The following is a 25,049-nucleotide window of genomic DNA, read 5'->3' as shown; positions in this document are numbered from 1 at the left end:
GTGATTCCCGACGTCAAACCCAACAGCGTGCTCTATCTCAGCGGCGTCTCCGTTTCCTTCGACGGCTTCAAGGCGCTGAATTCGCTCTCGATCGTCATCGAGCCCGGCGAGCTTCGCGCCATCATCGGCCCGAATGGCGCCGGCAAGACGACGATGATGGATATCATCACCGGCAAGACCAGGCCCGACGAGGGCGAGGTGTTCTTCAACGGCACTGTCGATCTCACCAAAAAGGACGAGGCCGACATTGCTCAGCTAGGCATCGGCCGCAAGTTCCAGAAGCCGACTGTCTTTGAAAGCCATACGGTCTGGGATAATCTGGAACTGGCGCTGAACCGCCGCCGCTCGGTTTTCTCGACGCTGTTCTACCGGCTTTTGGGCGAGGACAGGGCGCGTATCGAGGAAATCCTCGAAACGGTGCGGCTGACGCACCGGCGCGACGAACTCGCGGCCAATCTCTCGCACGGGCAGAAGCAGTGGCTGGAGATTGGCATGTTGCTCGCGCAGGAGCCGAAGCTGCTGCTCGTTGACGAGCCGGTGGCCGGCATGACGGATGCGGAAACGGCGGAAACGGCGATCCTCCTCAAAGACATTGCCAGGACCCGTTCGGTCGTTGTCGTCGAACACGATATGGGCTTCATCCGCGACCTTGGCGTCAAGGTGACCTGCCTCGCGGAAGGTTCGGTCCTTGCGGAAGGATCGATCGATTTCGTCAGTTCGGATCCGAAGGTGATCGAGAACTATCTGGGGCGGTGATCAATGCAACTTCCAGGCTTGAACCTGACAAAAGAACAAGCTCTAAAACGAGTGGGTATTCTTGTGGGGTTTCAGCATGGCTTTTCTCGGTATTCTGGTCGCGGCGCTCAGCGGCGCCGTCATCTGGTATTGGCGTTTTAAAATGGTGCGTGAGGCGGGAAATGAGATCATCGATTCCGTCGAGCGTATGCGGGGCGCTTATAGGCGCGGAAAACGCCGCAAGCAGGCGGAGGCGGCGCCACTGGCCTCGATCGCCGATCCGGCGATAGCGGCAGTGGCCTTTTTCTTCTGCCTTGCCAAGGAGAAGCCGATGTATGTCGACGCAGCGAGGGATGTCATCCGCGGCCGCATGAAAGGAATCATTCGGCCGGGCGACATGGAAGAGGTGCTGGTTTTCGGCGAATGGGCGTCCAAGAACGTCAACAGTCCCGAAGACCCGATCCGCCGGTTCCGGGACCTCTGGATCAAGGTGCTCGATATGCAGGAGCGGCGGCAGCTGATCAATATTGCCGAAGAGGTGGCCGCGGTCGGCGGCGAGAGAACTAAGGAACAGGACTACGCTCTGCAGACGCTGAGGCGTAGCCTGATGAACTGATGGGGAATGGGTGAACGGATGCTGACAGTCAAAAACGCGAATCTGCATTATGGCGCGGCGCAGGCGCTGCGCGGTATCTCCATCAAGGCGGAGATGGGCAAGATCACCTGCGTGCTGGGCCGCAATGGGGTCGGCAAGAGCTCGCTGTTGCGCGCCGTCACCGGGCAGCATCCACTGTCGGCCGGCACCGTCACCTTCAACGATACGAAGCTGAACGGCCTGCCTCCCTTTGCCCGCGCCAAGCAGGGCATCGGCTATGTGCCGCAGGGGCGCGAAATCTTTCCGCTGCTCACCGTGAAGGAAAATCTCGAAACCGGCTTTGCTCCACTTGGCCGCCGAGACCGCAACATTCCCGATGATATTTTCAGCCTGTTCCCGGTGCTGAAGTCGATGCTATCGCGGCGCGGCGGCGATCTTTCCGGCGGGCAGCAGCAACAGCTGGCGATCGGGCGTGCCATGGTGACGCGGCCGAAGATCCTCGTGCTCGACGAGCCGACCGAGGGCATTCAGCCGTCGATCATCAAGGATATCGGCCGGGCGATCCGCTACCTCCGCGAATCCACCGGCATGGCGATCCTGCTCGTCGAACAATATCTGGATTTCTGCCGGGAGCTTGCCGATTACGTCTACATCATGGATCGCGGCGAGATCGTGCATGAAGGGCTGGCGGAGACGCTGGATACGCCGGAAGCCCGTCGTCATCTGACCGTCTGACGGGCAGATGCCGTGTTTTGCGGCAGTGGGAGCCGTACTTCGCCGATCTGCCGCATCTTCCGGGCGGCATGGAAATTGCTTGCTTTCCGACATCCGCGCGATGAAATGAAAAGCGGTGGCGCGACCGAAAGGGACGAGATGACGATTGCCGTGGCCAGCACGAGACCGCAAAGAGCGGAGGGACGCGGGCATCTGGCGGCAAGGCTGCTCGATGGCCGTACGCGCCTCCGTGAACTCTATCAGGAGGGCGCGGCGAAGATCCGTCTGCCCGATACGTTCGATGCCTCGATGGAAGCCGTCATCATCAATACCGCGGGCGGGCTGACTGGCGGCGACCGGATGGACTGGAACGTCGTTGCCGGCGCCGGCACGAAGATCGACGTCACCACCCAGGCCTGCGAGAAGATCTACAAGGCATCGGCTGGAGCCGCCGAGGTGACGACCCGCATCGAAGTTGGCGCGGGAGCGCGCGTCGACTGGCTGCCGCAGGAAACGATCCTCTTCGACCGCGCTTCACTTTTCCGCCGGCTCGATGTCGATCTCGACGAGCGCGCCGAATTCCTGGCCGTCGAGGCGGTGCTGCTAGGCCGCAAGGCGATGGGCGAGGCGGTGGAGACGGGGCTCTTTCGCGACCGCTGGCGCATCCGCCGTCCGGGCCGGCTGATCCATGCTGAGGAACTGAAGCTTTCCGAAGGTATTTCGGCGCTGGCTGCGCGCCAGGCCGTGCTTGGCGGGCAGGTCGCGTTTGCGACACTGCTCTATGCTGGGCCGCTGGCGGAAGCCTATCTCGGCAAAGTCCGGCCGCTCGTCGAAGGGTCGATGGGTGGCGCCAGCGCCTGGAACGACAAGCTCGTCGTGCGCCTTGCGGCAGCCGACGGCTTCTCGCTCAGAAAAATCCTGATCCCGGTCATTTCCACCTTGCGCAATGGTGCGCCTGTGCCGAAAGTCTGGAATCTATGAATTTAAGCACGAAGCAGATGGGCACGTAATGAACCTCACTCCGAGAGAAAAAGACAAGCTGCTGATATCGATGGCGGCGATGGTGGCGCGGCGGCGGCTGGAGCGCGGCGTCAAGCTGAACCATCCCGAGGCGATCGCTCTGATCAGCGATTTCGTCGTCGAAGGCGCGCGCGACGGCCGTCCCGTCGCCGAGTTGATGGAGGCCGGCGCCCACGTGATCGGCCGCCACCAGGTGATGGAAGGCGTTGCCGAGATGATCCACGACGTGCAGGTGGAGGCGACCTTCCCCGACGGGACCAAGCTCGTCACCGTGCACGAACCGATCCGGTGAGGACATAGCATGCTGGAGCTCAGGCCCAATTGCGAATGCTGCAACAAGGATCTGCCGCCGGAAAGTGCGGAGGCGCGGATCTGCACCTATGAATGCACCTTCTGCGCCGATTGCGTGGACGGCGTGCTGAAGGGCGCCTGCCCGAATTGCGGTGGCAACCTCGTCGCCAGGCCCATTCGGCCGGCAGCGATGCTCGCCAAAAATCCTGCGTCGACGAAACGTGTGCTGAAAGCCGAGGGCTGCGCGCCCAGGGCGGCTTAGGGAGAACTCTATGATTCCGGGCGAGATCATTGCCGCAAGCGGCGACATCGAACTCAATGCCGGCGCGCCGACGGTGACGCTGGAAGTTTCCAATACCGGCGACCGGCCGGTGCAGGTTGGCAGCCACTATCATTTCGCCGAGACCAATGCCGGGCTTTCCTTCGACCGCGCGGCAGCGCACGGGAAACGTCTCGATATTCCGGCGGGGACGGCCGTGCGCTTCGAGCCGGGACAGACGCGCTCGGTGACGCTGATCCCGCTTTCCGGCAAGCGCGAGGTCTATGGCTTCCGCCAGCTGGTGATGGGCAAGCTTTAGAACAACGGGAGAGGTGAATGCGTCTGAATATTTGCCTCATTGGGGCGGCGATGCTGTTTGTAGCCGGCGGTGCGTCCGCGCAGGATGTCGATTGCAAGAATCCGCAGACGCAATCGGACATGACCTCCTGCGAAGAGGCGCGCCATGAGGCTGCCGACAAGGCGCTGAACGAACAGTACAAGAAGACGCGTGCCGCCATGGCGGCGATTGACAAGGATCTCGACGGCGACATGAGGGGCGCGGAGAAGGCGCTGGTCAAGGCGCAGCGCGCCTGGATCGACTATCGCGACGCAGAATGCGATGCCTTTGGCTTTCAGGCGCGCGGGGGCACGATGGAGCCGATGCTGGTTGCCGGATGCCTGGCCGAAGAGATGGATAAACGCACGAAAGAGCTGAAACAGCTCGCAGACACGATGAGCAACTAAGGTGATCAGGAAGATCGTAATCGTCGGCAATGGCGAGGTAGGGGAAGGACAGGCAGGCATCATCGATGCCGCCGACTTCGTCATCCGCTTCAATGATTGCCGCTCCTACGGCGGCGGCGGCAGCCGCACGGACGCCGTTGCGGTCTGCAATACCGGCCGGCCGGCAAAGGCAATGCTCGGCTCGCCCGAGTGGCGCGCTCATCCCGGCGTTGTCGCGGCGCGCGAAATCTGGAGCGTGCGCGACCCGGAAAAATTCGCCGCGATGCGGGCGCCGCTTGCCGTCTCGCATCCTGAGCTCGACGATTTCTGCGATGATTATACGGATGCGTTCGCTGCCTTCTGCGCGGATGCCGGCAAGACGCATGTCGTCATCGGCAAGGCGCTCCACGAGGCCGCCGACGCCTCGCTTTCGGCCTTTGCGCCGGCGCCCTATGTGGTGCCGAGCAGCGGCATGATCGTCATCGCCGAGGTGCTGGGCAAATATACCGAGGCCGAGGTGATGCTGGCCGGCTTCGGTCACGCTGGCTGGGAATGGCACCCGTTTGCCGCCGAACGACAGCTTGTCGATGGTTATATTGCCGCCGGCCGCCTCAGGCGGCTCGGCGGAAAAACGCTTGTCTCTTCCTCCTACGGAGCCTGATAGATGCCCTATAAGATCTCGCGCGCCGCCTATGCCGGCATGTTCGGACCGACCACCGGCGACAAGGTGCGCCTTGCCGATACGGAGCTCTTCATCGAGATCGAGAAGGATTTCACCACCTATGGCGAGGAGGTGAAGTTCGGCGGCGGCAAGGTGATCCGCGATGGCATGGGCCAGAGCCAGGTGACGCGGGCGGACGGCGCGGTCGATACCGTCATCACCAACGCGGTGATCGTCGATCATTCCGGCATCTACAAGGCCGATATCGGGCTGAAGAGCGGACGCATCGTCGCGATCGGCAAGGCGGGCAATCCTGACATGCAGCCGGGCGTCAATATTATTGTCGGCCCGGGCACGGAGGCGATCGCCGCCGAAGGCAAGATCGTTACTGCGGGCGGCATGGACAGCCATATCCACTTCATCGCGCCGCAGCAGATCGAAGAAGCGCTGATGTCTGGCATGACCTGCATGCTCGGCGGCGGCACGGGGCCGGCGCATGGCACGCTTGCCACCACCTGTACGCCGGGCCCCTGGCATCTCGCCCGCATGATCGAGGCGGCGGACGCCTTCCCGATGAACCTTGCCTTTGCTGGTAAGGGCAATGCCTCGCTGCCGGGAGCCTTGACCGAGATGGTACTGGCCGGCGCCACCTCGCTGAAGCTGCATGAGGACTGGGGCACGACGCCTGGCGCCATCGATTGCTGCCTGTCGGTCGCCGACGACTATGACGTTCAGGTGATGATCCACACCGATACGCTGAACGAAAGCGGCTTCGTCGAGGATACGATCGGCGCCATCAAGGGCCGCACCATCCATGCCTTCCATACGGAAGGAGCGGGGGGTGGGCATGCGCCCGATATCATCAAGATCTGCGGCCAATCGAACGTTATCCCGTCGTCCACCAATCCGACGCGGCCCTATACGGTCAACACCATCGCCGAGCATCTGGACATGCTGATGGTCTGCCATCACCTGTCGCCATCGATCCCCGAGGATATCGCCTTTGCCGAAAGCCGTATCCGCAAGGAGACGATTGCGGCGGAAGACATCCTGCATGATATCGGCGCCTTCTCGATCATCTCGTCCGATAGCCAGGCCATGGGCCGTGTCGGCGAGGTGGCGATCCGCACCTGGCAGACGGCCGACAAGATGAAGCGCCAACGCGGCCGGCTGAAGGAGGAAAAGGGCGATAACGACAATTTCCGCGTCCGCCGCTATATCGCCAAATACACGATCAATCCGGCGATCGCCCACGGTCTCAGCCATGAGATCGGCTCGGTCGAGGTCGGCAAGCGCGCCGACCTCGTGCTCTGGAACCCAGCCCTCTTCGGCGTGAAACCCGACATGGTGCTGCTCGGCGGCTCGATTGCCGCCGCCCCGATGGGCGATCCGAACGCCTCGATCCCGACGCCGCAGCCGGTGCATTATCGGCCGATGTTCGCCTCGTATGGCAAGAGCCTCACCAATTCCTCCGTCACCTTCGTCAGCCAGGCCTCGCTCGACACCGGCCTGAAGAGCCGGCTCGGTGTCGGCAAGGAACTCGTGGCGGTGAAGAATACGCGCGGCGGCATCTCCAAGGCATCGATGATCCACAATGACCTGACGCCGGAGATCGAAGTCGATCCGGAGACCTATGAAGTCAGGGCGAACGGCGAACTGCTGACCTGCGAGCCAGCGACGGTGCTGCCGATGGCGCAGCGCTATTTCCTGTTTTAGGCCAGCATCCGTGCATGCGCGGCGGCTTATGAGGACGGGCATCCGCTGGCTGTTGCGGGCCCTATTCCTGCTTCTGATGCTGGCAGCGGGCGGGACCTTCATTCCCCGGCCGCTGATTGCTCCGGTCAAGGCGTCGTCCGCGGCGCCAATCCACCGGGTGCTTCTGCTGTCGGGACCGATCCATACCGATATTGCCATTCCGCTCGATGCGGAGACGCGGGCTGCCTTTTCCTTTCTCGACGATGCCGATTTTCCGCTCGATCACCCGAATGCGGAATGGTTCGTGGTCGGCTGGGGCGGCCGCGCCTTCTATCTGGAAACACCGACCTGGGCTGAGCTGAAGCCGCTACCGGTGCTACGGGCGCTGACGATGGACCGTTCGGTGCTGCATGTCGATCTCGCCGGCCATATTGCCGAGCCGCAGCCAGATGTTACCGCATTCGCTATTGGTGACGATGAATTGGCGCGGCTGCGCCAATTCATCGCGGACAGCTTCGTCCGCAATGCGGGCGAGATCGCGCCGATCCCGGATGCCGGTTACGGGGAGATCGATCGGTTTTTCGACGCCAAGGGATACTTCAATGCCCTCTTCGGCTGCAACACCTGGACTGCCGCTGCACTCCGTTCGGCGGGGCTTCGAACTGGCTTATGGAACCCGATTCCACAATCATTGCGATTGTCTATTAGTGTCTACAATTGACGCACCGGCCAGCCTGTCCGCGCTTAAACGAAATTGTGAACGGAACTCTCTGTCCGGTTGTAAAAATCACCAGGAAACCCAAATTTTTTTCAGTTACACCATTCTGAAACAGCCCAGCGCAAGAACTCAAGAAAGCTATTATAGATCAGTCGATTAGCTGCTTCCGTGCTCTGTTCGATTCAGGGATTGGAGACTTGCAGCCCCTGCTAGAAAAAATCTCTCCACCGAATCGTCTGAAATCGTTCAAATTTTAGCGAGTCGATTAAGACACCCGCAGCAATTGCGCACTTATCAATGCCTTGAAACGCCGGGCAGGAAGGTCGATTCTCATGAGGAACTGGATGTCGCTGCAGGCCGAGTTTGGCGATTTTCAATATCGCAGGCACGTCTATGTCTTTGCGTTGAAGATGAGCTTTCTTGCCGTCATTTTCTCCGGCCTCATCATTGCGCTGACGATACCGCCACTCGGTTTTCTCGGGCTGCTGCCGGTGACCCTTTCGCACGCGATCGGCTTCGGCGCCATTTTTTCCTGGCTTGTCGGCGGCACGGTTTCCGGAATGCTGTCGCTGGCCACAGGCTTCACCATGCACGAGCTGACGCTATCGCGGGCAAAGTTCGAAAAGCTCAGCCGCACGGATACCCTCTCCGGCCTGTTGAACCGGCGCGCCTTCACCGAGGCGCTGGATCGGATCGAAGGCGACGCCTCGCTCGTCATTTTCGACGTCGACCGTTTCAAGGCGATCAATGATCGCTTCGGCCATGCCTGCGGCGATGCGGTTATCACGGCGGTTTCGGCGGTGCTGATCACCGCCTTCGACGAATCGTCCGTCGTTGCGCGCCTTGGTGGCGAGGAATTCGGCGTCATCGTCTCCGGAGAACCGCTGGAGAAACGGTTGGAGCGGATCCAAGCCGTGCAGGCCGATATCGCCGGCAGGCGGCTTGTGGCAGATGGGAACCATATTGCCATCACCATTTCTGGCGGCGTGGCGGATCTCATTCCTGGGCGCAACAAGCAGCAGGTTTATGCCTCGGCCGACCGGGCGCTTTATCTCGCCAAGGCGCTCGGACGCAATCGCGTCGTGCACGAGAGGGAGGGGCTGCATCATGCCTGGCACGGACTTGCTGAAGCTGGTCCCGACGCGGAGGGCAGGCGACTGGGCAGCGACAGCGTGATGCAGGCCTACGGGATATAAAGCCAAGCTGCCAACGAAAGGCCATTGGTGCTTGCATCGGCAAGAGCTATTTTGCATGGTCGTCCTTTCAGCAAAACGGACATGTCATGCAGCGCGTTACCTCCTATCTTCCTGCCGGAACCCCGTCCTCCCATCCGACCGCCCAGGTCAAGCTGCCGCATGATCTGCGGCATCTGCGCCGCAAGCTGCTACATCTGGAAAATGGCGAGATGGTCATGCTCGACCTCAAGGATCCGGTGCTCTTCGCCAATGGCGACCTGCTTGTGCGCGAAGACGGCGAACTGATCGAGATCCTTGCGGCCGACGAGAAACTCTTCGAGATTCGCGGACGCGACCGCACGCATCTTATTGAGCTCGCCTGGCACCTCGGCAATCGGCATCTAGCCGCCCAGATCGAGGAAGATCGCATCGTTATCCTGCGCGACCATGTCATCCGCACCATGCTGCAGGGACTCGGCGCCGCCGTGCTCGATATCGAAGAGCCCTTCCAGCCGGCACGTGGAGCCTATCATTCCCATGGCGGACATTCGCATGATCACGGTCAGGACACCCATGATCACGGTCATGCGGCTCATGACCACGGGCACCATCATGACCACGGGCATCATCACGGCCACAAGCACGATTGAAGCACAATGACCGGGGATCGCGAGTTGCAGGCCTTGCTGCGCCTGACGGCGTGGCTCTCGCCGGCCTTTCCGATTGGTGGTTTTGCCTATTCGGGCGGGCTGGAACGGGCGACGGCCGATGGGCTCGTCATCGATGCGGCCTCGCTTGCCGCCTGGATCGCCACATTGATCAGCCAAGGTTCGGTTTGGAACGACGCGGTGCTGCTGGCTGAGAGCCACAGGCAACAGGCGAGCCCCGCGTGCCTTGCCGAGATTACCGCTCTCGCCGAGGCCCTTGCCGGGTCGCGTGAGCGCCACCAGGAAACCATGCTGCTCGGTGACGCCTTTCTCGCGGCCGCGCGGGCCTGGCCGGATGAGGTGTTCGAGAGGCTTCCCGGAAAGGCCGCTTATCCCGTCGCCGTCGGAGCGGTTGCGGGCGCGCACGGCATAGGGCTTGAGAAAGTGCTCGCGGCCTTCCTGCACGCCTATGCCTCGCAAGCGGTTTCGTCAGGCATCCGTCTTGGCGTGGCGGGGCAGCGGGATGGCGTTGCCGTGCTGGCCGGCCTTGAAGAGCATATCGTGGAGGTTGCCCGGCGGGCGGCAGCGTCGACACTCGACGAGCTCGGCTCGGCTACCGTGCAGGCCGATATCGCCAGCCTGCGCCACGAGACTCAGACGACGCGGTTGTTTCGCTCGTGAGGACGTCAATTAACCGCAGAAACTGCGTCATTTGACGGTGGCGCGCGCCGCCGCCGTCGCTATCATCCGGCTCGATTGGAGTGAAACACATGAAATCAAGAAACGGACCCCTGCGTGTCGGCATTGGCGGGCCGGTCGGCTCGGGCAAAACGGCGCTGACGGAAAAGCTCTGCAAGGCGATGCGCGACGATTATTCGGTCGCCGTCGTCACCAACGACATCTATACGACCGAGGATGCCGAGGCGCTGGTACGGATGCAGGCTTTGCCGTCCGACCGCATCGTCGGCGTGGAGACCGGCGGCTGCCCGCACACTGCCATTCGTGAGGATGCGACGATCAATCTTCAGGCGATCGCCAGCCTGAACGAACGCTTTCCCGATCTGGACGTCGTCTTCATCGAGTCCGGCGGTGACAATCTGGCGGCGACCTTTTCACCCGATCTCGCCGACATCACCATCTATGTCATCTCCGTCTGCCAAGGCGAGGAAATCCCGCGCAAGGGCGGGCCTGGCATCACCCGCTCGGACCTGCTCGTCATCAACAAGAAGGACCTCGCGCCTCATGTCGGCGCCGATCTCGAGGTGATGGACCGGGATGCGACGCGCATGCGCGCCTCACGCCCCTTCGTCTTTTCCGACATGAAGCGCGGCGACGGCGTTAATTCGATCGTCAGTTTCCTCAGGGAACAGGGCGGGCTCTGACGGTCATCCCGCAGCAAGAGAAAAGAAAAACGGGCCGGGAGTTCGCTCCCGGCCCGGTTTTTTTCTCAGCTTTCTTCACTCCGCCGCAAACGGCGGCAAGCGGAGTACGTTCGTGTCCTTGCCGGTGGAACTCTTGCGCTTGCCTTCCGGCTTTTCGATCGCGGTCAGACGCTCGTCCAGCGCATCGATGTCGCTCCGGTTCTCGCGGGTAACGCGGGTGAGATCCTCGCGCGACAGCGGTAGGTCCTCCTGGTCCTTCCGGCCGACCAGACGGCCGAACATCCAGCCGAGCAGGCGGGACAGGTCGTCCATGATCAGGAAGAAGGACGGCACGACGACGAGCGACAGCACCGTCGAGACGATGATGCCGCCGATCACGGCGATTGCCATCGGCGCGCGGAACGAGCCACCTTCGCCGACACCGAGCGCCGACGGCAGCATGCCCGCCGACATGGCGATCGAAGTCATGATGATCGGCCGGGCACGCTTGCGGCCGGCTTCGACCATGGCCTCGACACGGGCCATGCCCTGATGGCGCATCTCAATCGCAAAATCGACGAGCAGGATGGCGTTCTTGGTGACGATCCCCATCAGCATCAGAATCCCGATCATGACCGGCATCGACAGCGGATTGCTGGTGATGATCAGAGCCGCCGCGACGCCACCGATGGCAAGCGGCAGCGAGAACAGGATGGTGAAGGGCTGGATCACGTCCTTGAAGAGCAGGATCAGCACCGTCAGCACCAGCAGCAGACCCATCAACATGGCGTTGACGAAGCTCTGCTGCATCTCGGTCTGCACCTTGGTATCGCCGCTTTCGGCAAGGTGGACGGAGGCCGGAATGTTGGCGGCCTTGACGATCTCGCGGAAGCGGGCCGAGGCCGTGTCGAGCGCCACGCCCTGCGGCAGGTCGGAGCCGATCGCGACGACGCGGTTGCGGTTGTTGCGCTTGATCGAGCTTACGCCTTCGGAATAGTCGATATTGGCGACGCTTGCGAGCGGAACGGTGCCGCCGCTGGCGGTTTGGATCTTCAACGCCCGGATGGCCGCGAGGTCGCGGCGCATGTCGAGTGCTGCCTGCACCCGGATCGGGATCTGGCGATCGTCGAGCGAGATCTTGGCAAGGGCCGCATCGACATCGCCGATGGTGGCGACGCGGATCGTTTCGGAAATCTGCTGCGGCGTGATGCCGAGGCGGGCGGCCTCGTCCTTGCGCGGGTAGACCTGCAGTTCCGGACGGGGCAGGGCGCCGTCGGCGCTGACGTTTGCCAGCAACGGATCGGCGCGCAGCCTGGATTCCAGAATGCCGACGGCGTCGTTCAGGTCCTTCTCGTTCTTGGAAAGGAAGTTGAAGGAGAGGTCGCGTTCGCCGCGGTCGTTGAGCTTGAGGATATGGACGTCGGGAATATCGCGCAGCTTGGCGAAGACCTCCTTTTCAATGTCCCATTGCGGACGTTCACGGCCGTGAACTTCGACCTTCGGCAGCATCGGGCCGATGACCGGGATGTGGCCGAGCACGTCGTTGACCACCTTCTTGACCAACGACTGGTCGAGCTTGTCGAGCGCGAGCGTGATCGTCGCGCGGCGCAATTCGAGTTCGCCCTTCGGCGATGCGCCGCCGAGGACGAAGACGCTTTCGACGCCGTTGATGTCCTTGACCCTGTCATAGATCGCATCGGTCGTCTTCTCGGTGTCGTCAAGCCGCGCATTCGGCGGCAGTTCGACGGAGAGAACGATACGCGAGGCGTCTTCCGGCGGCAGGAAGCTGCCTGGCACGAACATGAATAGCGATATGACCGAACCAACCGTGAAGAGGAGGGCCACAATCAACGTCGTATAACGCCAATACCACTTGCGAGTCGTGCCGGTGACAAGGCGCGTATAGCCCTTCATCAGCAGGCCGTCATTATCATGATGGTCGTCAACGCCATCCTCGGCGCGCATGAGATAGGCGGCCATCATCGGCGTGATCAGGCGCGCCACCATCAGCGAGAAGAAGACGGAGAAAGCGACCGTCAGGCCAAACTGGATAAAATACTGGCCGGGAATGCCCGGCATGAAGGAAACCGGCACGAAGACGGCGATGATCGTGAAGGTGGTGGCGATGACGGCGAGGCCGATTTCATCAGCCGCCTCGATCGCCGCCCGATAGGGCGTCTTGCCCATCTTGATGTGGCGGGCGATGTTTTCGATTTCGACGATCGCATCGTCGACGAGGATGCCGGTTGCCAGCGTTAAGGCAAGGAAGCTGACGAGGTTCAGCGAGAAGCCCATCATGTCCATGACCCAGAAGGTCGGGATCGCCGACAGCGGCAGGGCGATCGCCGAGATCAGCGTCGCACGCCAGTTCCGGAGGAACAGCAGGACGACGATGACGGCGAGCAGCGCGCCTTCGAGCAGCGTATGGATGGCGGCTTCGTAATTGCCGTAGGTGAAATAAACCGAATCGTCGATCATCTCGATCTTCACATTCGGGTTATCGGCTCTGACCTTGTCGAGGCTCTGCGCCACGGTTTCGGCGACGCTGACCTCGCTGGCGCCCTTTGAACGGAAGACGCCGAAGGTGACAACAGGCGTGTCGTTGAAGCGCGAGAAGGATTTCGGCTCCTCGTAGGTGTCCTTGATGATGCCGAGGTCGGACAGCTTGACGAAGCGGCCGTTTGGCAGCGCGATCGTCGTGTCGGCGAGTTCGGCGACATTGCGGGCGTCGCCGAGAACGCGGATCGCCTGTTCGCTGCCCGCCACCTGGCCGCGGCCGGAGCCGAGGTCGACGTTGGTGCCGCGCAGCTGCTGGTTGACGCTTGCGGCGGTGATGCCATGAGCATCGAGCTTGGCGGGGGTGAGTTCGATGCGCACTTCACGCTCGGCGCCGCCGTAGCGATCGACGCGGCCGATGCCGGCCTGGCCCTGCAGCGCGCGCTTGATCGTATCGTCGACGAACCAGGAGAGTTCTTCCAGCGACATGTCGGGCGACGACACCGCGAAGGTCTGGATTGCCTGACCTTCGACATCGACTTTGGTGACGATCGGCGTTTCGGCTGTCGCCGGCAGATCGCTGCGGATGCGATCGATCGCATCTTTGACGTCCTGCACGGCCTGTTCCGTCGGCACTTCCATGCGGAACATGACGTTGGTCTGCGAGCTGCCGTCGGTCACCGTCGACTGGATTTCGTCGATGCCGGTGATCGAGGCGATCGCGTCTTCGATCTCCTTCGTCACCTGCATTTCCAGTTCGGCCGGCGAAGCGCCGCTCTGCGTCACGCTGATCGAAACCAACGGCACGTCGATGTTCGGGAAGCGGGTGATCGGCAGCGTGTTGAAGGACTGGATGCCGATGAATATCAACAGGCAGAAGGCCAGCAGCGGCGCGATCGGGTTTCGAATGGACCAGGCTGAAAAATTCATCGAATGGTCTCTTTAGTTGGAAGCCGCGGGCTGTTCACGCACCGGCGTGATGTGGTCGCCGTCGCGGACATAAGCACCCGCTTTGGCCACGACCTCATCGCCGCTCTTCAATCCCTGAACGATCTCGACATAGGCGCCGTCCTGGATGCCGGTCTCGATCTTGGCGAATTTTACCACACCATCCTCGACCTTGCGGGCCGATGAGCCTTCATTGCCCGTCAGGACCGCGGTCAGGGGAAGCGATACGCCTTGTGTCTCGCGCACGACGATTTCAGCGCTGCCATACATGCCGGAGCGCGCCTTGCTGTCATCGTCGATGGAGATATGGACGAGGCCAAGGCGGGTGGTGGGATCGACGGTCGGCGACACCAGGCGCACGGCGCCGGAAAGCTTCTCGCGGCTGCCGGACAGCGAAATCGTCGCCTTCTGGCCGGCCATGATCCTGACGATGTCACTTTCGGCGACTTCGGCAACAAGCTCGATATCGCCGTCCCGGATGAGAGTGAACAGCGGATCGCCGTTGCCGGCGGCAATGGCGCCGACCTTGGCGTTCTTGGCCGCGATCGTGCCGGCGACCGGCGTCTTCACGTCAGTGCGGGCAAGCTTCAGATCCGCATCGGCGATCTGGCTGTCGAAGACCTTGAGATCGGCTTCGGCGACTTCGATCGCCTGTTCGGCGGAAACGACGCGGGCATTGGCGGCGGCGGCGGTCGCATCGGCCTGTTCGACCTGGGCGGTGGAAACGGTGCCCTTCTTGCCCATTTCCTGAGCGCGGGCTTGTTGCTGCCTGGCCTGTTCGGCGTTGGCCTGGGCTTCGATGAGTTGGGCGCGCAGCTGAGCAAGGCTTGCCTCGCCTTTGGCCTTCGTCGCCATCATCTGGCTTTTCTCTAATACTAACGCATCATCGTTCAGGGTCGCCAGCGTGCTATCGGCCTGAACCTTGTCGCCAACATCGGCTTTCAGCGTGCGGATCGACAGTCCCTCGACCTGCGGTTGGATATAGACCTCCTCGACAGGCTTGACCGTTCCGGTGCCGATGACACGGTCGACGAGAGTGCGGTTTGTCGCCGTGGTAACGACGATCGCCGGCAGGTTCTGCTGCGGTTTTGCGACCGGCGCTTCCTGCGAAAATGCGGTGGATGCAGCCAATGCCGCTGCAAGAAGGGTGGATGCGCCTAAAAATCCGTTCGGCCTGCGTGCCATGCGTCGTCGTCCAATCTTGTAACAAGGTTGGCCGAACTCGCGCGTCTGTCCTTCAGCTCGCGACCAGGCCACTGCCTTTCCTGCATTCTCAAGGGTATCCGCACATCATTGCCGTCTTCATCCCTCGCCGGCAAATCGGCTTCTAATTGGTATCGATTTGCTCGATATGCAAGCCCGGCAGAAAACAATTCCCCATGAGCCGATAATAATTGCCATCAGAACCTGAATCAATCACCGAAGGGTTATGCGAGCATGACGATGATTGATCCTGGCTCTACCCTAATGACGTTTGACGCCCGACAAATGCGACAGCTGCAAGGCATTTTTTATCAGTGGGGAAAAACGAAACGCGCGGGAAATGTCCCCCGCGCGTTCCTAAAATGCTGCGGTCCTTACTTGGATGCGGCGTCGGTGATCTCGTGCGTCCAGGCGCCCGATGGCTCCTTGCTGATGATCTTCTGATCGAGCAGTGCCTTTGCCGTGCGGGCATAGAGCGCCTCGTCCAGCTTGCCGGAGCCGTCGCCGACCAGCTTGGCGACTTCGCCCATCATGCGCTTCTGGTGGTTCTCGTCCTGGCCGCCGTTGTCCATGACGATCTCGGCGGCTTCATCAGGGTTTTCGGTCGCGTATTTCCAGCCCTTCATCGAGGCGCGGACGAATTTGACCATTTTCTCCTTGAAGGCCGGATCCTTCAGCTTGTCTTCCATCGCGTAGAGGCCGTCTTCCAAGAGGTCGTTGCCCATCGCGGTATAGTTGAAGACCGTCAGTTCCTCCGGCTTGAAGCCGGCATCGATCGCCTGCCAGTATTCATTATAGGTCATGACGGAGATGCAGTCGGCCTGCTTCTGGACGAGCGGCTGCACGTCGAAGCTCTGCTTCAGCACGGTGACGCCGTTCGGGCCGCCTTCGGTGGAGAGGCCGAGCTTGTTCATCCAGGCGAAGAAGGGATATTCGTTGCCGAAGAACCAAACGCCGAGCGTGTGGCCCTTGAAGTCGGCTTCGGTTTTTACAGGGCCGTCCTTGCGGCAGATCATTTCCAGGCCGGACTTCTGGTAGGGCTGGGCGATGTTGACGAGCGGAACACCCTTTTCGCGGGCAACGAGAGCGCCGCCCATCCAGTCGACGATCACATCGGCGCCGCCGCCGGCGATCACCTGCTCAGGGGCGATATCAGGGCCGCCCGGCTTGATCTCGACGTCGAGGCCTTCCTCCTTGTAGAAGCCCTTGTCCTTGGCGACATAATAACCGCCGAACTGGCCTTGCGTGACCCATTTCAGCTGCAGAACCACCTTGTCGGCGGCCATCGCATGGGCCGCTGCCAGCGACATGGCGCTCGCCATCATTGCAACCATCAACTTTTTCATTTTCTTGTCCTTACCCTCTGAAGTTATGCCCGGCCCCCATTTGCGAAGCCCGCGCGCGCCTAGCCACCACGGATAGACGGATGCCAGAACGTCACCGCCCGTTCAGTCAGGGCGATGACACCATAAAAGATCGAGCCGGCCAGCGCCGCGACAGCGATTTCCGCCCACACCATGTCGACATTCATGCGGCCGATCTCGGTGGAGATGCGGAAGCCCATGCCGACGATCGGCGTCCCGAAGAATTCGGCAACGATGGCACCAATCAGCGCCAGCGTCGAGTTGATCTTCAGTGCGTTGAAAATGAATGGCATGGCAGCCGGAAGCTTGAGCTTGAACAGCGTCTGCCAGTCGCTCGAGGCATAGGTGCGCATCAGGTCGCGTTCCATGCTGCCGGAGGCGGCAAGGCCGGCGACGGTGTTCACCAGCATCGGGAAGAAGGTCATGATGATGACGACTGCGGCCTTCGACGGCCAGTCGAAGCCGAACCACATGACCATGACGGGGGCGATGCCGATGATCGGCAGGGCTGAGACCATGTTGCCGATCGGCAGCAGGCCGCGGCGCAGGAAGGCGACGCGATCGGCCAGCACCGCGACGATGAAGCCGCTAAGGCAGCCGATGATATAGCCGATCAATACCGCCTTGAAGATGGTCTGTCTGACGTCGTCGCCGAGGATCGGCAGGGAAGCCATGATACGGGCGCCGATGGCGCTCGGTGGCGGCAGGATGATGAAGGGAATGCCGGCGCCGCGCGTTGCCGCCTCCCAGAGGATGAGGATCCAGGCGCCGAAAATTGCCGGGATCAGCAGTTGCAGCGCCGATTTGCCGAAGGCGGTGACGGGCTGCTGTTTCGATAGCTCGGTGACGCATCGCCAAGCCAGCAGCCAGCAGGCGAAGAGCAGCAGGAAGAAAGCCCGCGTCGCCATGCCATCGTTGCCGGAGAGAGCGGACAGCAGCATCCAGGCGGCGCCATGGGCGCCGATGAACAGCACGGTGGCGCGGTAGGCCAGCGGCTGTGGCGCGAAGGACAGCAGTGCGGCGGCGGCGACGATGATGAAGACGAGGCTCGCCGTGCCGTCGGTGAAGGGCCGTGCCGCCCCCTCGGCCAGCAGCGGCAGGGTGATCAGCGCTGCAAGGCAGAGGAGGAGGGCGGTCACGCCCTGCCAGGAGAAGGTCAGGTGTCTCATGCCGGCCTCCCGCCCATCGCGCGCTCGACGATCTTGGCGGCAAGGCCGACGATTGCAACCAGGATACCCGCCAGCAGCGATCCGGCGACCAAGGCCGCCCAGATATCGATAGTCTGGCTGTAATAGGAGCCGGCAAGCAGCTTCGAACCGATGCCGGCGGTGGCCCCGGTCGGCAGCTCGCCGACGATAGCGCCGACCAGGCTTGCGGCAATCGCGACCTTCATCGAGGTGAAGAGGAAGGGGATCGAGGCAGGGACACGCAATTTCCAGAAAGTCTGCATTGGGCTCGCATAATAGGTGCGCATCAGATCGAGATGCATGATCTCGGGCGACCGCAACCCCTTCACCATGCCGACGGCAACAGGGAAGAAGGAGAGGTAGGTGGAGATCAGCGCCTTGGAGACCAGACGGGACGCGTCGGAATCGAGGTTGAGGAGGTGGGCCAGCGCATTGTCGCCGGTCAGCACATTATAGGAGATGATGACGATCATCGGCGCGATGGCAAGGATCGGAATGGTCTGGCTCGCCACAAGCCAGGGCATCAACGATCGGTCCATAGCGCGATTGTGAACGATCAGCACCGCAAGAAGGATGCCGAGCAGCATACCGAATCCGAAACCGAGCAGGGTGGAGGAGAGCGTCACCCAGCTGTGATAGACGAGGCTGCGATTGCTCGAAAGGCTGCGCAGCACGGTATTCTCGTAGACGTTCTGCGCCACCTGGTGCGGCGCCGGCAGGATCGGCTTCGGCTGCGCCAGCGTCTTGCCGATGAATTCCATCGTGGTCGGCGTGACGCCGGCGCGGCTATCCATGTCACGCTGGAACGGCGCGTTCATGAGGATGGCGGCGACATACCAGATGGCGATGAGCGCGAGCAGGATGGTGGTGACGGGGACGATCTTGTTTTTGAGGGTTTCGGGTTTCATAGGGTCTGCCCCCATTTTGGGGCGTCGAATACGCAGCCACCCCCCTCTGCCCTGCCGGGCATCTCCCCCACAAGGGGGGAGATTGGCAAGCGGATAGCGCATCGGTCCCCCGTGCTCCGACGCTGGATCAGGGGGCTTTGATTGTTTGGGGAAGCCGGTTCGGCATATCGATCTCCCCCCTTGTGGGGGAGATGCCCGGCAGGGCAGAGGGGGGTAACCCTCGGAGTCAACCGCCTAAACCTCATGGCTATGCCCCGTCCTCAGCCCTTCGCGAACGCGATGGGCGATCTCCAGGAATTCCGGGGTGTCGCGGATGTCGAGCGGGCGTTCGGCCGGCAGCGTCGAGTCGATCACGTCGGTGACGCGGCCGGGGCGCGGCGACATCACCACGATCTTGGTCGAGAGGTAGACAGCCTCGGGGATGGAGTGGGTGACGAAGCAGATCGTCTTGTTGGTGCGGGCCCAGAGTTTCAGCAGTTCTTCGTTCAGATGGTCGCGGACGATCTCGTCGAGCGCGCCGAAGGGTTCGTCCATCAATAGCAGGTCGGCGTCGAAGGCGAGCGCGCGGGCGATCGAGGCGCGTTGCTGCATGCCACCGGAGAGCTGCCAGGGGAATTTCTTTTCGAAGCCGGAAAGACCGACGAGATCGAGCGCCTCGGCGATGCGCGTCGTCCGATCAGCGCCGCCATAACCCATGATCTCCAAGGGCAGAGCGATATTGTTTTCGATGGTGCGCCAGGGGTAGAGCGCCGGCGCCTGGAAGACATAGCCGTAAGCGCGGGCCTTGCGGGCCTCTGCCGGCGTCATGCCGTTGATCGAGATCTCGCCTGATGTGCTCTTCTCTAGATCGGCGATGACGCGCAGGAAGGTCGTCTTGCCGCAGCCCGACGGGCCGATGAAAGAGACGAAGTCGCCCTTGCGGACATCGAGATTGACATCGCTGAGGGCCTGCACCGGGCCGTCATTCGCCTGGTAGGTGAGACAGAGATCCTTGGCGGATACGACGGAGGGTGCTTGCATCAATGCGACCGTTCTTGTTTTCGCCGCGGGGAGGCGGTTTGCATGTTACCATCGCCACAGGCCCTGCCGGCGGCACATTTCATGGAGGAAGAGAATGGACGCGACATCACAACCTACCTGCCACATCGTTCGCCCCAAGCATGCCTATGACGGCAAGCAGGGGCTCAGCTACTTCGAAGGGATAGCGGCCGAGACGGTCGGCGCCAAGGGCATCTGCATGCACCTCCTGACGATCCCGCCCGGCGTACGCGCCAAGGCGCATCTGCACGAGGCGCACGAGACGGCGATCTACGTGCTCTCCGGCGAGGCCCATACCTGGTACGGGGACCGGCTGGAGCATCACGTCATTACCCATGCCGGCGAGTTCTTCTACATCCCGGCCGGCGTGCCGCATATGCCGGCGAACCTCAGCAGCACGCCATGCACGGCAGTTATTGCCCGCACCGATCCACACGAGCAGGAAAGCGTCGTGCTTCTCCCGGAGCTGGACGCGCTGGTGCCGGCGTGAGGTCATCCGCATGAAGGCGTCGTTCCCCGGTTGATGGCCGTATCATTATGCTCCATCGTCATACGCCGGTTGCCGGAATGCCGCTTCGTTCCACCTTGCGCGGAGAGGTGATCTCCTTCCAGGTGGATAGTGCCTTGCTGACGGCAGTGACCGGTTCGCGCCTGACGAATTCGCCGTGGCCCTCGCGGGTTTTGATCGTGCTTTCCTCGATGGCGACCACGCCGCGCGTCAGCGTGAAGCGTGGCAGGCCCGTCACTTCCTTGCCCTCGAAGACGTTGTAATCGATCGCCGACTGCTGGGCCTTGGAGGAGATGACCTTCGAACGGTTCGGGTCCCAGACAACGATGTCCGCATCGGCGCCGACGAGGATCGCGCCCTTCTCCGGATAGATGTTGAGAATCTTGGCGATATTGGTCGAGGTGACGGCGACGAATTCGTTCATCGTCAGCCTGCCGGTGTTGACGCCGTGCGTCCAGAGCATCGGCATGCGGTCTTCGAGACCGCCGGTGCCGTTCGGGATCTTGGTGAAGTCGCCGACGCCGAAACGCTTCTGTGCCGTGGTGAAGGCGCAATGGTCGGTCGCGACCACCTGCAGCGAGCCCGAGGCAAGCCCGGCCCAGAGGCTGTCCTGATGCTGCTTGCTGCGGAAGGGCGGCGACATGACGCGGCGGGCGGCGTGATCCCAGTCGGGATTGGAATATTCGCTTTCGTCCAGCGTCAGATGCTGGATCAGCGGCTCGCCATAGACGCGCATGCCCTTGGCGCGGGCGCGGCGGATCGCTTCATGCGCCTGTTCGCAGGAGGTATGGACGATATAGACGGGGCAGCCGGCCATGTCGGCGATCATGATGGCGCGGTTGGTGGCCTCGCCCTCGACTTCAGCCGGACGGGAATAGGCATGCGCCTCGGGGCCGTTATTGCCTTCGGCGAGCAGCTTTGCCGACATCGAGGCGACGACGTCGCCGTTTTCGGCATGCACGAGCGGCAGGGCGCCGAGCTCGGCGCAGCGCTGGAAGGAGGCGAACATCTCGTCGTCATCAACCATCAGTGCGCCCTTATAGGCCATGAAGTGCTTGAAGGTGTTGATGCCCTTGTCGCGGACGATGGTCTCCATCTCCTTGAAGACCTGCTCGCTCCACCAGGTGACCGCCATGTGGAAGGAATAGTCGCAATTGGCGCGGGTCGATTTGTTGTCCCACATGGTCAGCGCTTCGAGCAGCGACTGGCCGGGGGCGGGAAGGGCGAAATCGACCACCATGGTCGTGCCGCCGGAAAGGGCCGCGCGCGTGCCGCTTTCGAAATCGTCGGAGGAATAGGTGCCCATGAAGGGCATTTCCAGATGGGTATGCGGATCGATACCACCAGGCATGACGTAACAGCCGGAGGCGTCGAGGGTCTCATCGCCCGAGAGGTTCGGGCCGATCTCGACGATCTTGCCGCCGTCGATCTTGACGTCCGCCTTGTAGGTGAGGTCGGCCGTGACGATGGTGCCGTTCTTGATGACTGTGGTCATGGCTGCTGTTCCCTATTCTCTATCGTTGTTCGGCAGGCGCATAAAAGCTCGGCAATTCGGAGCTGAATTCGAGCCGGCCCCGCAAGGCCGCAAGGACCGTTTCGAGTACGGAGCGCCGCTCGCGCGAGATTTCCTGATTCCAGGAGCGCAGCACCGAATAGCCATTGGCATTGAGCCATTCGGTACGGCGTTGATCAGTCGCGCTTTCGGCGTGCTGGAAGCCGTCGACTTCGACAATTAGCCGTTCTTCTCGACAGAGGAAATCGACAATGAACGGGCCGAGCGGAACCTGTCGCGCGAATTTGTAGCCGTTCAGGCGTCGTGCGCGTAAGTCGCTCCAGAAGTAGTATTCCTCTTCGGTTTCGTTGCGGCGAAGCTGGCGGGCTTGCCCGGTTTCCACCGGACGATGTTTACGGATATCCTGTCGGATAATTTTCGTCTCGCCCGGAGCCCCCTCATCCGCCCTTCGGGCACCTTCTCCCCGAGGGGAGAAGGGGGAAGCCGCAACGTCAGCCGTTCCCTTCTCCCCAGCGGGGAGAAGGTGGCCCGAAGGGTCGGATGAGGGGACTCCGGGCGAGACGTTAGACATCACACGACGATCTCCGCCGTCTCGACCACCGCATGGAACAGCACATCGGCGCCCGCCGTCGCCCATTCCTTGGAAATCTCTTCCGCCTCGTTGTGGCTGAGCCCGCCGACACAGGGACACATGACCATGGTGGCAGGCGCGACCTTGGCGGCCCAACAGGCGTCGTGGCCGGCGCCGGAGATGAGGTTCATGTGGGTGTAGCCGAGCCGTTCGGCGGCGGAGCGGACGGAGGTGACGAGTTTTTCGTCGAAGGTGACCGGTGCGAAATGGCCGATCGCCTCGATGGAACAGCCGACGCCCAGCGCATCGCAGATGCCAGGGGCTTCGGCCTCGATCTTCGCCCGCATGCGGTCGAGCTTGGCCTTATCGGGCGAGCGGATATCGACGGTGAAAACCACCTTGCCCGGCAGCACGTTGCGGGAATTCGGCGAGAAGAACACCTGGCCGACGCCGCCGACGGCTCCCGGCTGTTCGCCCATCGCGACGGTCTGCACCATTTCCAGGATGCGTGACATGGCAAGGCCGGCATTGACGCGCATGTTCATCGGCGTCGAGCCGGTATGGGCTTCCTTGCCGGTCAGCGTGAATTCCAGCCACCACAGGCCCTGACAGTGGGTGACGACGCCGATCTGCTTGTCTTCGGCTTCGAGGATCGGACCCTGCTCGATATGATATTCGAAATAGGCGTGCATCTTGCGGGCGCCGACCTCTTCGTCGCCGACCCAGCCGATGCGCTTCAGTTCGTCGCCGAAGAGATTACCCTCGGGGTCCCTGCGGTTATAGGCGAAGTCAAGGCTGTGCACGCCGGCGAAGACGCCTGAAGCGAGCATGGCCGGTGCAAAACGCGCGCCTTCCTCGTTCGTCCAGTTGGTGACGACGATCGGATGCTTGGTCTTGATGCCGAGGTCGTTCATGGTGCGCACGACTTCAAGCGCCGAGAGCACGCCAAGCACGCCGTCATATTTGCCGCCGGTCGGCTGGGTGTCGAGATGCGAGCCGACATAGACCGGCAGGGCATCGGGATCGGTGCCGGGGCGGGTGGCGAACATCGTGCCCATTTGGTCGACGCCCATCGTCAGGCCGGCTTCGTCGCACCATGTTTTGAAGAGGCTGCGGCCTTCGGCATCCGAATCCGTCAGCGTCTGGCGGTTGTTGCCGCCGGCGATCCCGGGGCCGATTTTCGCCATGTCCATGAGACTGTCCCAGAGACGGTCGCCATTGACGCGCATGTTCTCGCCTGGTGCTGCCACCATTCTTCAAGCCCTCACCTGTTTGCGGCAGTCATGCAAGGGGCATGCCCACCTGTTCCCATGGTCCTTTCCCGCGCCTGTTGTTGGTTTTGTCGAGCGCCGGAAAATCGCCAGTTGCCTTTGTTTTTCATCTGGCGGATATTTGACCGATTGGTAAACATTACAACTTCCACCGCGGGGCTCAAGACGAAAATCACGAAATTTGCCGATAAAAATGCGGGCGGTTGCTCAAGAAAGCGGCAGGGGCCGCCTCTGCGAAACTTGAGGGAAGAAGTTAAATATCAAGGGGAAACAATAGCCGATGGCTATTCCGAGAGCAGCGAAGACCCTGAGGCGAACGCGAATCCAGGAGGAGAAGGAAGAGCAGATTCTGGAGGCGGCGCTCGACGTGTTTTCGGCACGCGGCTTTCGCGGTTCGACCATCGACCAGATCGCCGAAGTCGCGGGCATGTCGAAACCCAATCTGCTTTATTATTTCCGCACCAAGGAAGCGATGCACCGGGCGCTGATCGACCGGGTCCTCTATACCTGGCTGGAGCCGCTGCGGGCCTTCGACGCCGAGGGCAATCCGGAAGAAGAAATCCGCAGCTACATCAGGCGCAAGCTGGAGATGGCGCGCGATTTTCCGCGCGAGAGCCGGCTGTTCGCCAATGAGGTGCTGCAGGGCGCACCGCATATCGAGGACGAATTGAAGGGGCCGCTGAAGCAACTGGTCGACGAGAAGGCGGAGGTCATCCGCGCCTGGACGAAATCAGGCAAGATCGTCGAATGCGATCCCTACCACCTGATCTTCTCGATCTGGTCGACGACGCAGCATTATGCCGACTTCGACGTCCAGGTGCGCGCGGTGCTGGGGCAGGAGCATGCCGGCGAAGGGCGCTTCGAGGATGCTGCGCGGTTTCTGGAGCAACTTTTTATTAGCGGGCTGCGGCCGGAGAGTGGCTAACTGTTCTGCCCTCTCTTGGGAAGCGCACCCGGGATGAGGCTCCCTCCGCACCGTGGAGGGGAGCCTTCTGTTATTCGGCAGCGATGGTTTCGGTTTCGAAGGCGAAACCCTCATCGGCCCAGCCGGTCATGCCGCCGATCATCAGCTTGGCTCTGAGGCCGAGCTTGGCAAGGCGAAAGGCCGCCTTGTCGGCGCCGTTGCAATGCGGGCCGGCGCAATAGACGACAAAGAGCATATCCCTTGCCCATTCCGACATGCGATGCGCGGTCATCTTGCCGTGCGGCAGGTTGATCGCGCCCGGCACATGGGACTGCGCAAACAGCACCGGCGAGCGCACATCGAGAAGAACGAAATCGGCGTTTCCAGCTGCGAAAGCGGCGCGGACATCCGAACAATCGGTCTCGAAGGCGAGCTTGGCGGCGTAATGGGCGGCAGCGATTTCGGGTTCTGCGGCGGGAATTTCGGAGACGGCGCTTGGCATCGGTCTTTCCTTTCGTGCTGGATTGCCGCCTGGTATCGCCGA

General features: G+C 61.9%; 27 protein-coding genes. 17 read left to right on the top strand and 10 right to left on the bottom strand.

The features are described 5' to 3' along the window. The 15 genes from urtD to ureG all read left to right on the top strand — a co-directional run bounded on the left by urtD (nucleotide 1) and on the right by ureG (nucleotide 10,615). Nucleotides 1-756 carry an urea ABC transporter ATP-binding protein UrtD gene (gene urtD, locus AMK00_RS17025; RefSeq protein ID WP_064811748.1) on the top strand — a complete coding sequence of 252 codons (756 nt, stop codon included), beginning with the start codon at nucleotides 1-3 and terminating at the stop codon, nucleotides 754-756. 76 nt (nucleotides 757-832) lie between these two features. Beyond that, a complete protein-coding gene (locus AMK00_RS17020; RefSeq protein WP_064804521.1) occupies nucleotides 833-1,351 on the top strand; it encodes a hypothetical protein in 519 nt (172 codons plus the stop codon). An 18-nt stretch (nucleotides 1,352-1,369) separates the two neighbouring features. Beyond that, complete coding sequence (urtE, locus tag AMK00_RS17015; RefSeq protein ID WP_064804519.1) at nucleotides 1,370-2,065, top strand: urea ABC transporter ATP-binding subunit UrtE; 696 nt, start codon at nucleotides 1,370-1,372, stop codon at nucleotides 2,063-2,065. A gap of 138 nt (nucleotides 2,066-2,203) precedes the next feature. Beyond that, on the top strand, nucleotides 2,204-3,025 hold the full coding sequence (locus AMK00_RS17010; RefSeq protein ID WP_064811747.1) for an urease accessory protein UreD: 822 nt from the start codon (nucleotides 2,204-2,206) through the stop codon (nucleotides 3,023-3,025). 28 nt (nucleotides 3,026-3,053) lie between these two features. Then, on the top strand, nucleotides 3,054-3,356 hold the full coding sequence (locus tag AMK00_RS17005) for an urease subunit gamma (protein ID WP_064804517.1): 303 nt from the start codon (nucleotides 3,054-3,056) through the stop codon (nucleotides 3,354-3,356). A 9-nt stretch (nucleotides 3,357-3,365) separates the two neighbouring features. Continuing rightward, nucleotides 3,366-3,617 (top strand): DUF1272 domain-containing protein, encoded by a 252-nt coding sequence (locus AMK00_RS17000; protein ID WP_064804515.1) that lies wholly within the window; start codon nucleotides 3,366-3,368, stop codon nucleotides 3,615-3,617. A gap of 10 nt (nucleotides 3,618-3,627) precedes the next feature. Next, complete coding sequence (locus AMK00_RS16995; protein WP_003542314.1) at nucleotides 3,628-3,933, top strand: urease subunit beta; 306 nt, start codon at nucleotides 3,628-3,630, stop codon at nucleotides 3,931-3,933. A gap of 17 nt (nucleotides 3,934-3,950) precedes the next feature. Next, a complete protein-coding gene (locus AMK00_RS16990) occupies nucleotides 3,951-4,358 on the top strand; it encodes a lysozyme inhibitor LprI family protein (RefSeq protein WP_064811165.1) in 408 nt (135 codons plus the stop codon). A gap of 1 nt (nucleotide 4,359) precedes the next feature. Then, on the top strand, nucleotides 4,360-4,998 hold the full coding sequence (locus AMK00_RS16985; protein ID WP_064804511.1) for a hypothetical protein: 639 nt from the start codon (nucleotides 4,360-4,362) through the stop codon (nucleotides 4,996-4,998). Between the two features lie 3 nt (nucleotides 4,999-5,001). Next, the gene (gene ureC, locus AMK00_RS16980; RefSeq protein ID WP_064811164.1) at nucleotides 5,002-6,714 is read left to right on the top strand and encodes an urease subunit alpha; all 1,713 of its coding nucleotides are present in this window, start codon (nucleotides 5,002-5,004) and stop codon (nucleotides 6,712-6,714) included. Between the two features lie 28 nt (nucleotides 6,715-6,742). Continuing rightward, nucleotides 6,743-7,414, top strand: coding sequence for a TIGR02117 family protein (locus AMK00_RS16975; protein WP_064811163.1), 672 nt, complete (start codon nucleotides 6,743-6,745; stop codon nucleotides 7,412-7,414). Between the two features lie 329 nt (nucleotides 7,415-7,743). Further along, nucleotides 7,744-8,607, top strand: a complete 864-nt coding sequence (locus tag AMK00_RS16970) for a GGDEF domain-containing protein (protein WP_064811162.1) — start codon at nucleotides 7,744-7,746, stop codon at nucleotides 8,605-8,607. 86 nt (nucleotides 8,608-8,693) lie between these two features. Further along, nucleotides 8,694-9,236, top strand: a complete 543-nt coding sequence (gene ureE, locus AMK00_RS16965) for an urease accessory protein UreE (RefSeq protein WP_064811161.1) — start codon at nucleotides 8,694-8,696, stop codon at nucleotides 9,234-9,236. A gap of 6 nt (nucleotides 9,237-9,242) precedes the next feature. After that, nucleotides 9,243-9,914 (top strand): urease accessory protein UreF, encoded by a 672-nt coding sequence (locus AMK00_RS16960; RefSeq protein ID WP_064811160.1) that lies wholly within the window; start codon nucleotides 9,243-9,245, stop codon nucleotides 9,912-9,914. 89 nt (nucleotides 9,915-10,003) lie between these two features. Continuing rightward, nucleotides 10,004-10,615 (top strand): urease accessory protein UreG, encoded by a 612-nt coding sequence (gene ureG / locus AMK00_RS16955; protein WP_064804500.1) that lies wholly within the window; start codon nucleotides 10,004-10,006, stop codon nucleotides 10,613-10,615. A 75-nt stretch (nucleotides 10,616-10,690) separates the two neighbouring features. Here ureG and AMK00_RS16950 read toward each other — a convergent pair whose 3' ends face one another. From AMK00_RS16950 to AMK00_RS16925, 6 genes are all read right to left on the bottom strand, one after another. Further along, a complete protein-coding gene (locus AMK00_RS16950; protein WP_064811159.1) occupies nucleotides 10,691-14,020 on the bottom strand; it encodes an efflux RND transporter permease subunit in 3,330 nt (1,109 codons plus the stop codon). A gap of 12 nt (nucleotides 14,021-14,032) precedes the next feature. After that, nucleotides 14,033-15,223 carry an efflux RND transporter periplasmic adaptor subunit gene (locus tag AMK00_RS16945; RefSeq protein ID WP_064804496.1) on the bottom strand — a complete coding sequence of 397 codons (1,191 nt, stop codon included), beginning with the start codon at nucleotides 15,221-15,223 and terminating at the stop codon, nucleotides 14,033-14,035. A gap of 392 nt (nucleotides 15,224-15,615) precedes the next feature. Then, complete coding sequence (locus tag AMK00_RS16940) at nucleotides 15,616-16,587, bottom strand: ABC transporter substrate-binding protein (protein ID WP_064804495.1); 972 nt, start codon at nucleotides 16,585-16,587, stop codon at nucleotides 15,616-15,618. A gap of 59 nt (nucleotides 16,588-16,646) precedes the next feature. Continuing rightward, nucleotides 16,647-17,774 carry an ABC transporter permease gene (locus tag AMK00_RS16935; protein ID WP_064804494.1) on the bottom strand — a complete coding sequence of 376 codons (1,128 nt, stop codon included), beginning with the start codon at nucleotides 17,772-17,774 and terminating at the stop codon, nucleotides 16,647-16,649. Then, a complete protein-coding gene (locus AMK00_RS16930) occupies nucleotides 17,771-18,700 on the bottom strand; it encodes an ABC transporter permease (RefSeq protein ID WP_064804493.1) in 930 nt (309 codons plus the stop codon). The genes AMK00_RS16935 and AMK00_RS16930 overlap by 4 nt, the downstream gene beginning before the upstream one ends. Nucleotides 18,701-18,934: 234 nt before the next feature. Next, nucleotides 18,935-19,720 (bottom strand): ABC transporter ATP-binding protein, encoded by a 786-nt coding sequence (locus AMK00_RS16925; RefSeq protein WP_064811158.1) that lies wholly within the window; start codon nucleotides 19,718-19,720, stop codon nucleotides 18,935-18,937. Between the two features lie 94 nt (nucleotides 19,721-19,814). Between AMK00_RS16925 and AMK00_RS16920 the strand changes: the two genes are divergently transcribed. Continuing rightward, nucleotides 19,815-20,228: a cupin domain-containing protein gene (locus AMK00_RS16920; protein ID WP_064811157.1), complete on the top strand. Its 414-nt coding sequence runs from the start codon at nucleotides 19,815-19,817 to the stop codon at nucleotides 20,226-20,228. A 58-nt stretch (nucleotides 20,229-20,286) separates the two neighbouring features. Here AMK00_RS16920 and hydA read toward each other — a convergent pair whose 3' ends face one another. From hydA to AMK00_RS16905, 3 genes are read right to left on the bottom strand one after another with little or no spacing between them, the layout of a single operon-like run. Continuing rightward, the gene (hydA, locus tag AMK00_RS16915; protein ID WP_064811156.1) at nucleotides 20,287-21,741 is read right to left on the bottom strand and encodes a dihydropyrimidinase; all 1,455 of its coding nucleotides are present in this window, start codon (nucleotides 21,739-21,741) and stop codon (nucleotides 20,287-20,289) included. 19 nt (nucleotides 21,742-21,760) lie between these two features. Next, nucleotides 21,761-22,330 carry an endonuclease domain-containing protein gene (locus AMK00_RS16910; RefSeq protein ID WP_064811155.1) on the bottom strand — a complete coding sequence of 190 codons (570 nt, stop codon included), beginning with the start codon at nucleotides 22,328-22,330 and terminating at the stop codon, nucleotides 21,761-21,763. Next, nucleotides 22,330-23,583, bottom strand: a complete 1,254-nt coding sequence (locus AMK00_RS16905; protein WP_064804488.1) for a Zn-dependent hydrolase — start codon at nucleotides 23,581-23,583, stop codon at nucleotides 22,330-22,332. The genes AMK00_RS16910 and AMK00_RS16905 overlap by 1 nt, the downstream gene beginning before the upstream one ends. Before the next feature lie 298 nt (nucleotides 23,584-23,881). On the opposite strand from AMK00_RS16905, the gene AMK00_RS16900 reads away from it, so the two are divergent. After that, a complete protein-coding gene (locus AMK00_RS16900; RefSeq protein WP_064804486.1) occupies nucleotides 23,882-24,526 on the top strand; it encodes a TetR family transcriptional regulator C-terminal domain-containing protein in 645 nt (214 codons plus the stop codon). 70 nt (nucleotides 24,527-24,596) lie between these two features. Here AMK00_RS16900 and AMK00_RS16895 read toward each other — a convergent pair whose 3' ends face one another. Continuing rightward, nucleotides 24,597-25,007: a rhodanese-like domain-containing protein gene (locus tag AMK00_RS16895; RefSeq protein WP_064811154.1), complete on the bottom strand. Its 411-nt coding sequence runs from the start codon at nucleotides 25,005-25,007 to the stop codon at nucleotides 24,597-24,599. Nucleotides 25,008-25,049: the final 42 nt, after the last annotated feature.

It is taken from the genome of Rhizobium sp. N621 (genome assembly GCF_001664325.1).
Lineage (GTDB): Bacteria > Pseudomonadota > Alphaproteobacteria > Rhizobiales > Rhizobiaceae > Rhizobium > Rhizobium esperanzae.
The sequence above is the reverse complement of the archived record's forward strand: the minus strand, read 5'-3'. Positions and strand labels throughout refer to the sequence as shown.

Bases quoted from the DNA above. Each gene is read 5' to 3' on its own strand.
- AMK00_RS17020 (WP_064804521.1), top strand. From the start codon at position 833: ATGGCTTTTCTCGGTATTCTGGTCGCGGCGCTCAGCGGCGCCGTCATC.
- urtE (WP_064804519.1), top strand. From the start codon at position 1,370: ATGCTGACAGTCAAAAACGCGAATCTGCATTATGGCGCGGCGCAGGCG.
- AMK00_RS17010 (WP_064811747.1), top strand. From the start codon at position 2,204: ATGACGATTGCCGTGGCCAGCACGAGACCGCAAAGAGCGGAGGGACGC.
- AMK00_RS17005 (WP_064804517.1), top strand. From the start codon at position 3,054: ATGAACCTCACTCCGAGAGAAAAAGACAAGCTGCTGATATCGATGGCG.
- AMK00_RS17000 (WP_064804515.1), top strand. From the start codon at position 3,366: ATGCTGGAGCTCAGGCCCAATTGCGAATGCTGCAACAAGGATCTGCCG.
- AMK00_RS16995 (WP_003542314.1), top strand. From the start codon at position 3,628: ATGATTCCGGGCGAGATCATTGCCGCAAGCGGCGACATCGAACTCAAT.
- AMK00_RS16990 (WP_064811165.1), top strand. From the start codon at position 3,951: ATGCGTCTGAATATTTGCCTCATTGGGGCGGCGATGCTGTTTGTAGCC.
- ureC (WP_064811164.1), top strand. From the start codon at position 5,002: ATGCCCTATAAGATCTCGCGCGCCGCCTATGCCGGCATGTTCGGACCG.
- AMK00_RS16975 (WP_064811163.1), top strand. From the start codon at position 6,743: ATGAGGACGGGCATCCGCTGGCTGTTGCGGGCCCTATTCCTGCTTCTG.
- AMK00_RS16970 (WP_064811162.1), top strand. From the start codon at position 7,744: ATGAGGAACTGGATGTCGCTGCAGGCCGAGTTTGGCGATTTTCAATAT.
- ureE (WP_064811161.1), top strand. From the start codon at position 8,694: ATGCAGCGCGTTACCTCCTATCTTCCTGCCGGAACCCCGTCCTCCCAT.
- AMK00_RS16960 (WP_064811160.1), top strand. From the start codon at position 9,243: ATGACCGGGGATCGCGAGTTGCAGGCCTTGCTGCGCCTGACGGCGTGG.
- ureG (WP_064804500.1), top strand. From the start codon at position 10,004: ATGAAATCAAGAAACGGACCCCTGCGTGTCGGCATTGGCGGGCCGGTC.
- AMK00_RS16950 (WP_064811159.1), bottom strand. From the start codon at position 14,020: ATGAATTTTTCAGCCTGGTCCATTCGAAACCCGATCGCGCCGCTGCTG.
- AMK00_RS16945 (WP_064804496.1), bottom strand. From the start codon at position 15,223: ATGGCACGCAGGCCGAACGGATTTTTAGGCGCATCCACCCTTCTTGCA.
- AMK00_RS16940 (WP_064804495.1), bottom strand. From the start codon at position 16,587: ATGAAAAAGTTGATGGTTGCAATGATGGCGAGCGCCATGTCGCTGGCA.
- AMK00_RS16935 (WP_064804494.1), bottom strand. From the start codon at position 17,774: ATGAGACACCTGACCTTCTCCTGGCAGGGCGTGACCGCCCTCCTCCTC.
- AMK00_RS16930 (WP_064804493.1), bottom strand. From the start codon at position 18,700: ATGAAACCCGAAACCCTCAAAAACAAGATCGTCCCCGTCACCACCATC.
- AMK00_RS16925 (WP_064811158.1), bottom strand. From the start codon at position 19,720: ATGCAAGCACCCTCCGTCGTATCCGCCAAGGATCTCTGTCTCACCTAC.
- AMK00_RS16920 (WP_064811157.1), top strand. From the start codon at position 19,815: ATGGACGCGACATCACAACCTACCTGCCACATCGTTCGCCCCAAGCAT.
- hydA (WP_064811156.1), bottom strand. From the start codon at position 21,741: ATGACCACAGTCATCAAGAACGGCACCATCGTCACGGCCGACCTCACC.
- AMK00_RS16910 (WP_064811155.1), bottom strand. From the start codon at position 22,330: ATGTCTAACGTCTCGCCCGGAGTCCCCTCATCCGACCCTTCGGGCCAC.
- AMK00_RS16905 (WP_064804488.1), bottom strand. From the start codon at position 23,583: ATGGTGGCAGCACCAGGCGAGAACATGCGCGTCAATGGCGACCGTCTC.
- AMK00_RS16900 (WP_064804486.1), top strand. From the start codon at position 23,882: ATGGCTATTCCGAGAGCAGCGAAGACCCTGAGGCGAACGCGAATCCAG.
- AMK00_RS16895 (WP_064811154.1), bottom strand. From the start codon at position 25,007: ATGCCAAGCGCCGTCTCCGAAATTCCCGCCGCAGAACCCGAAATCGCT.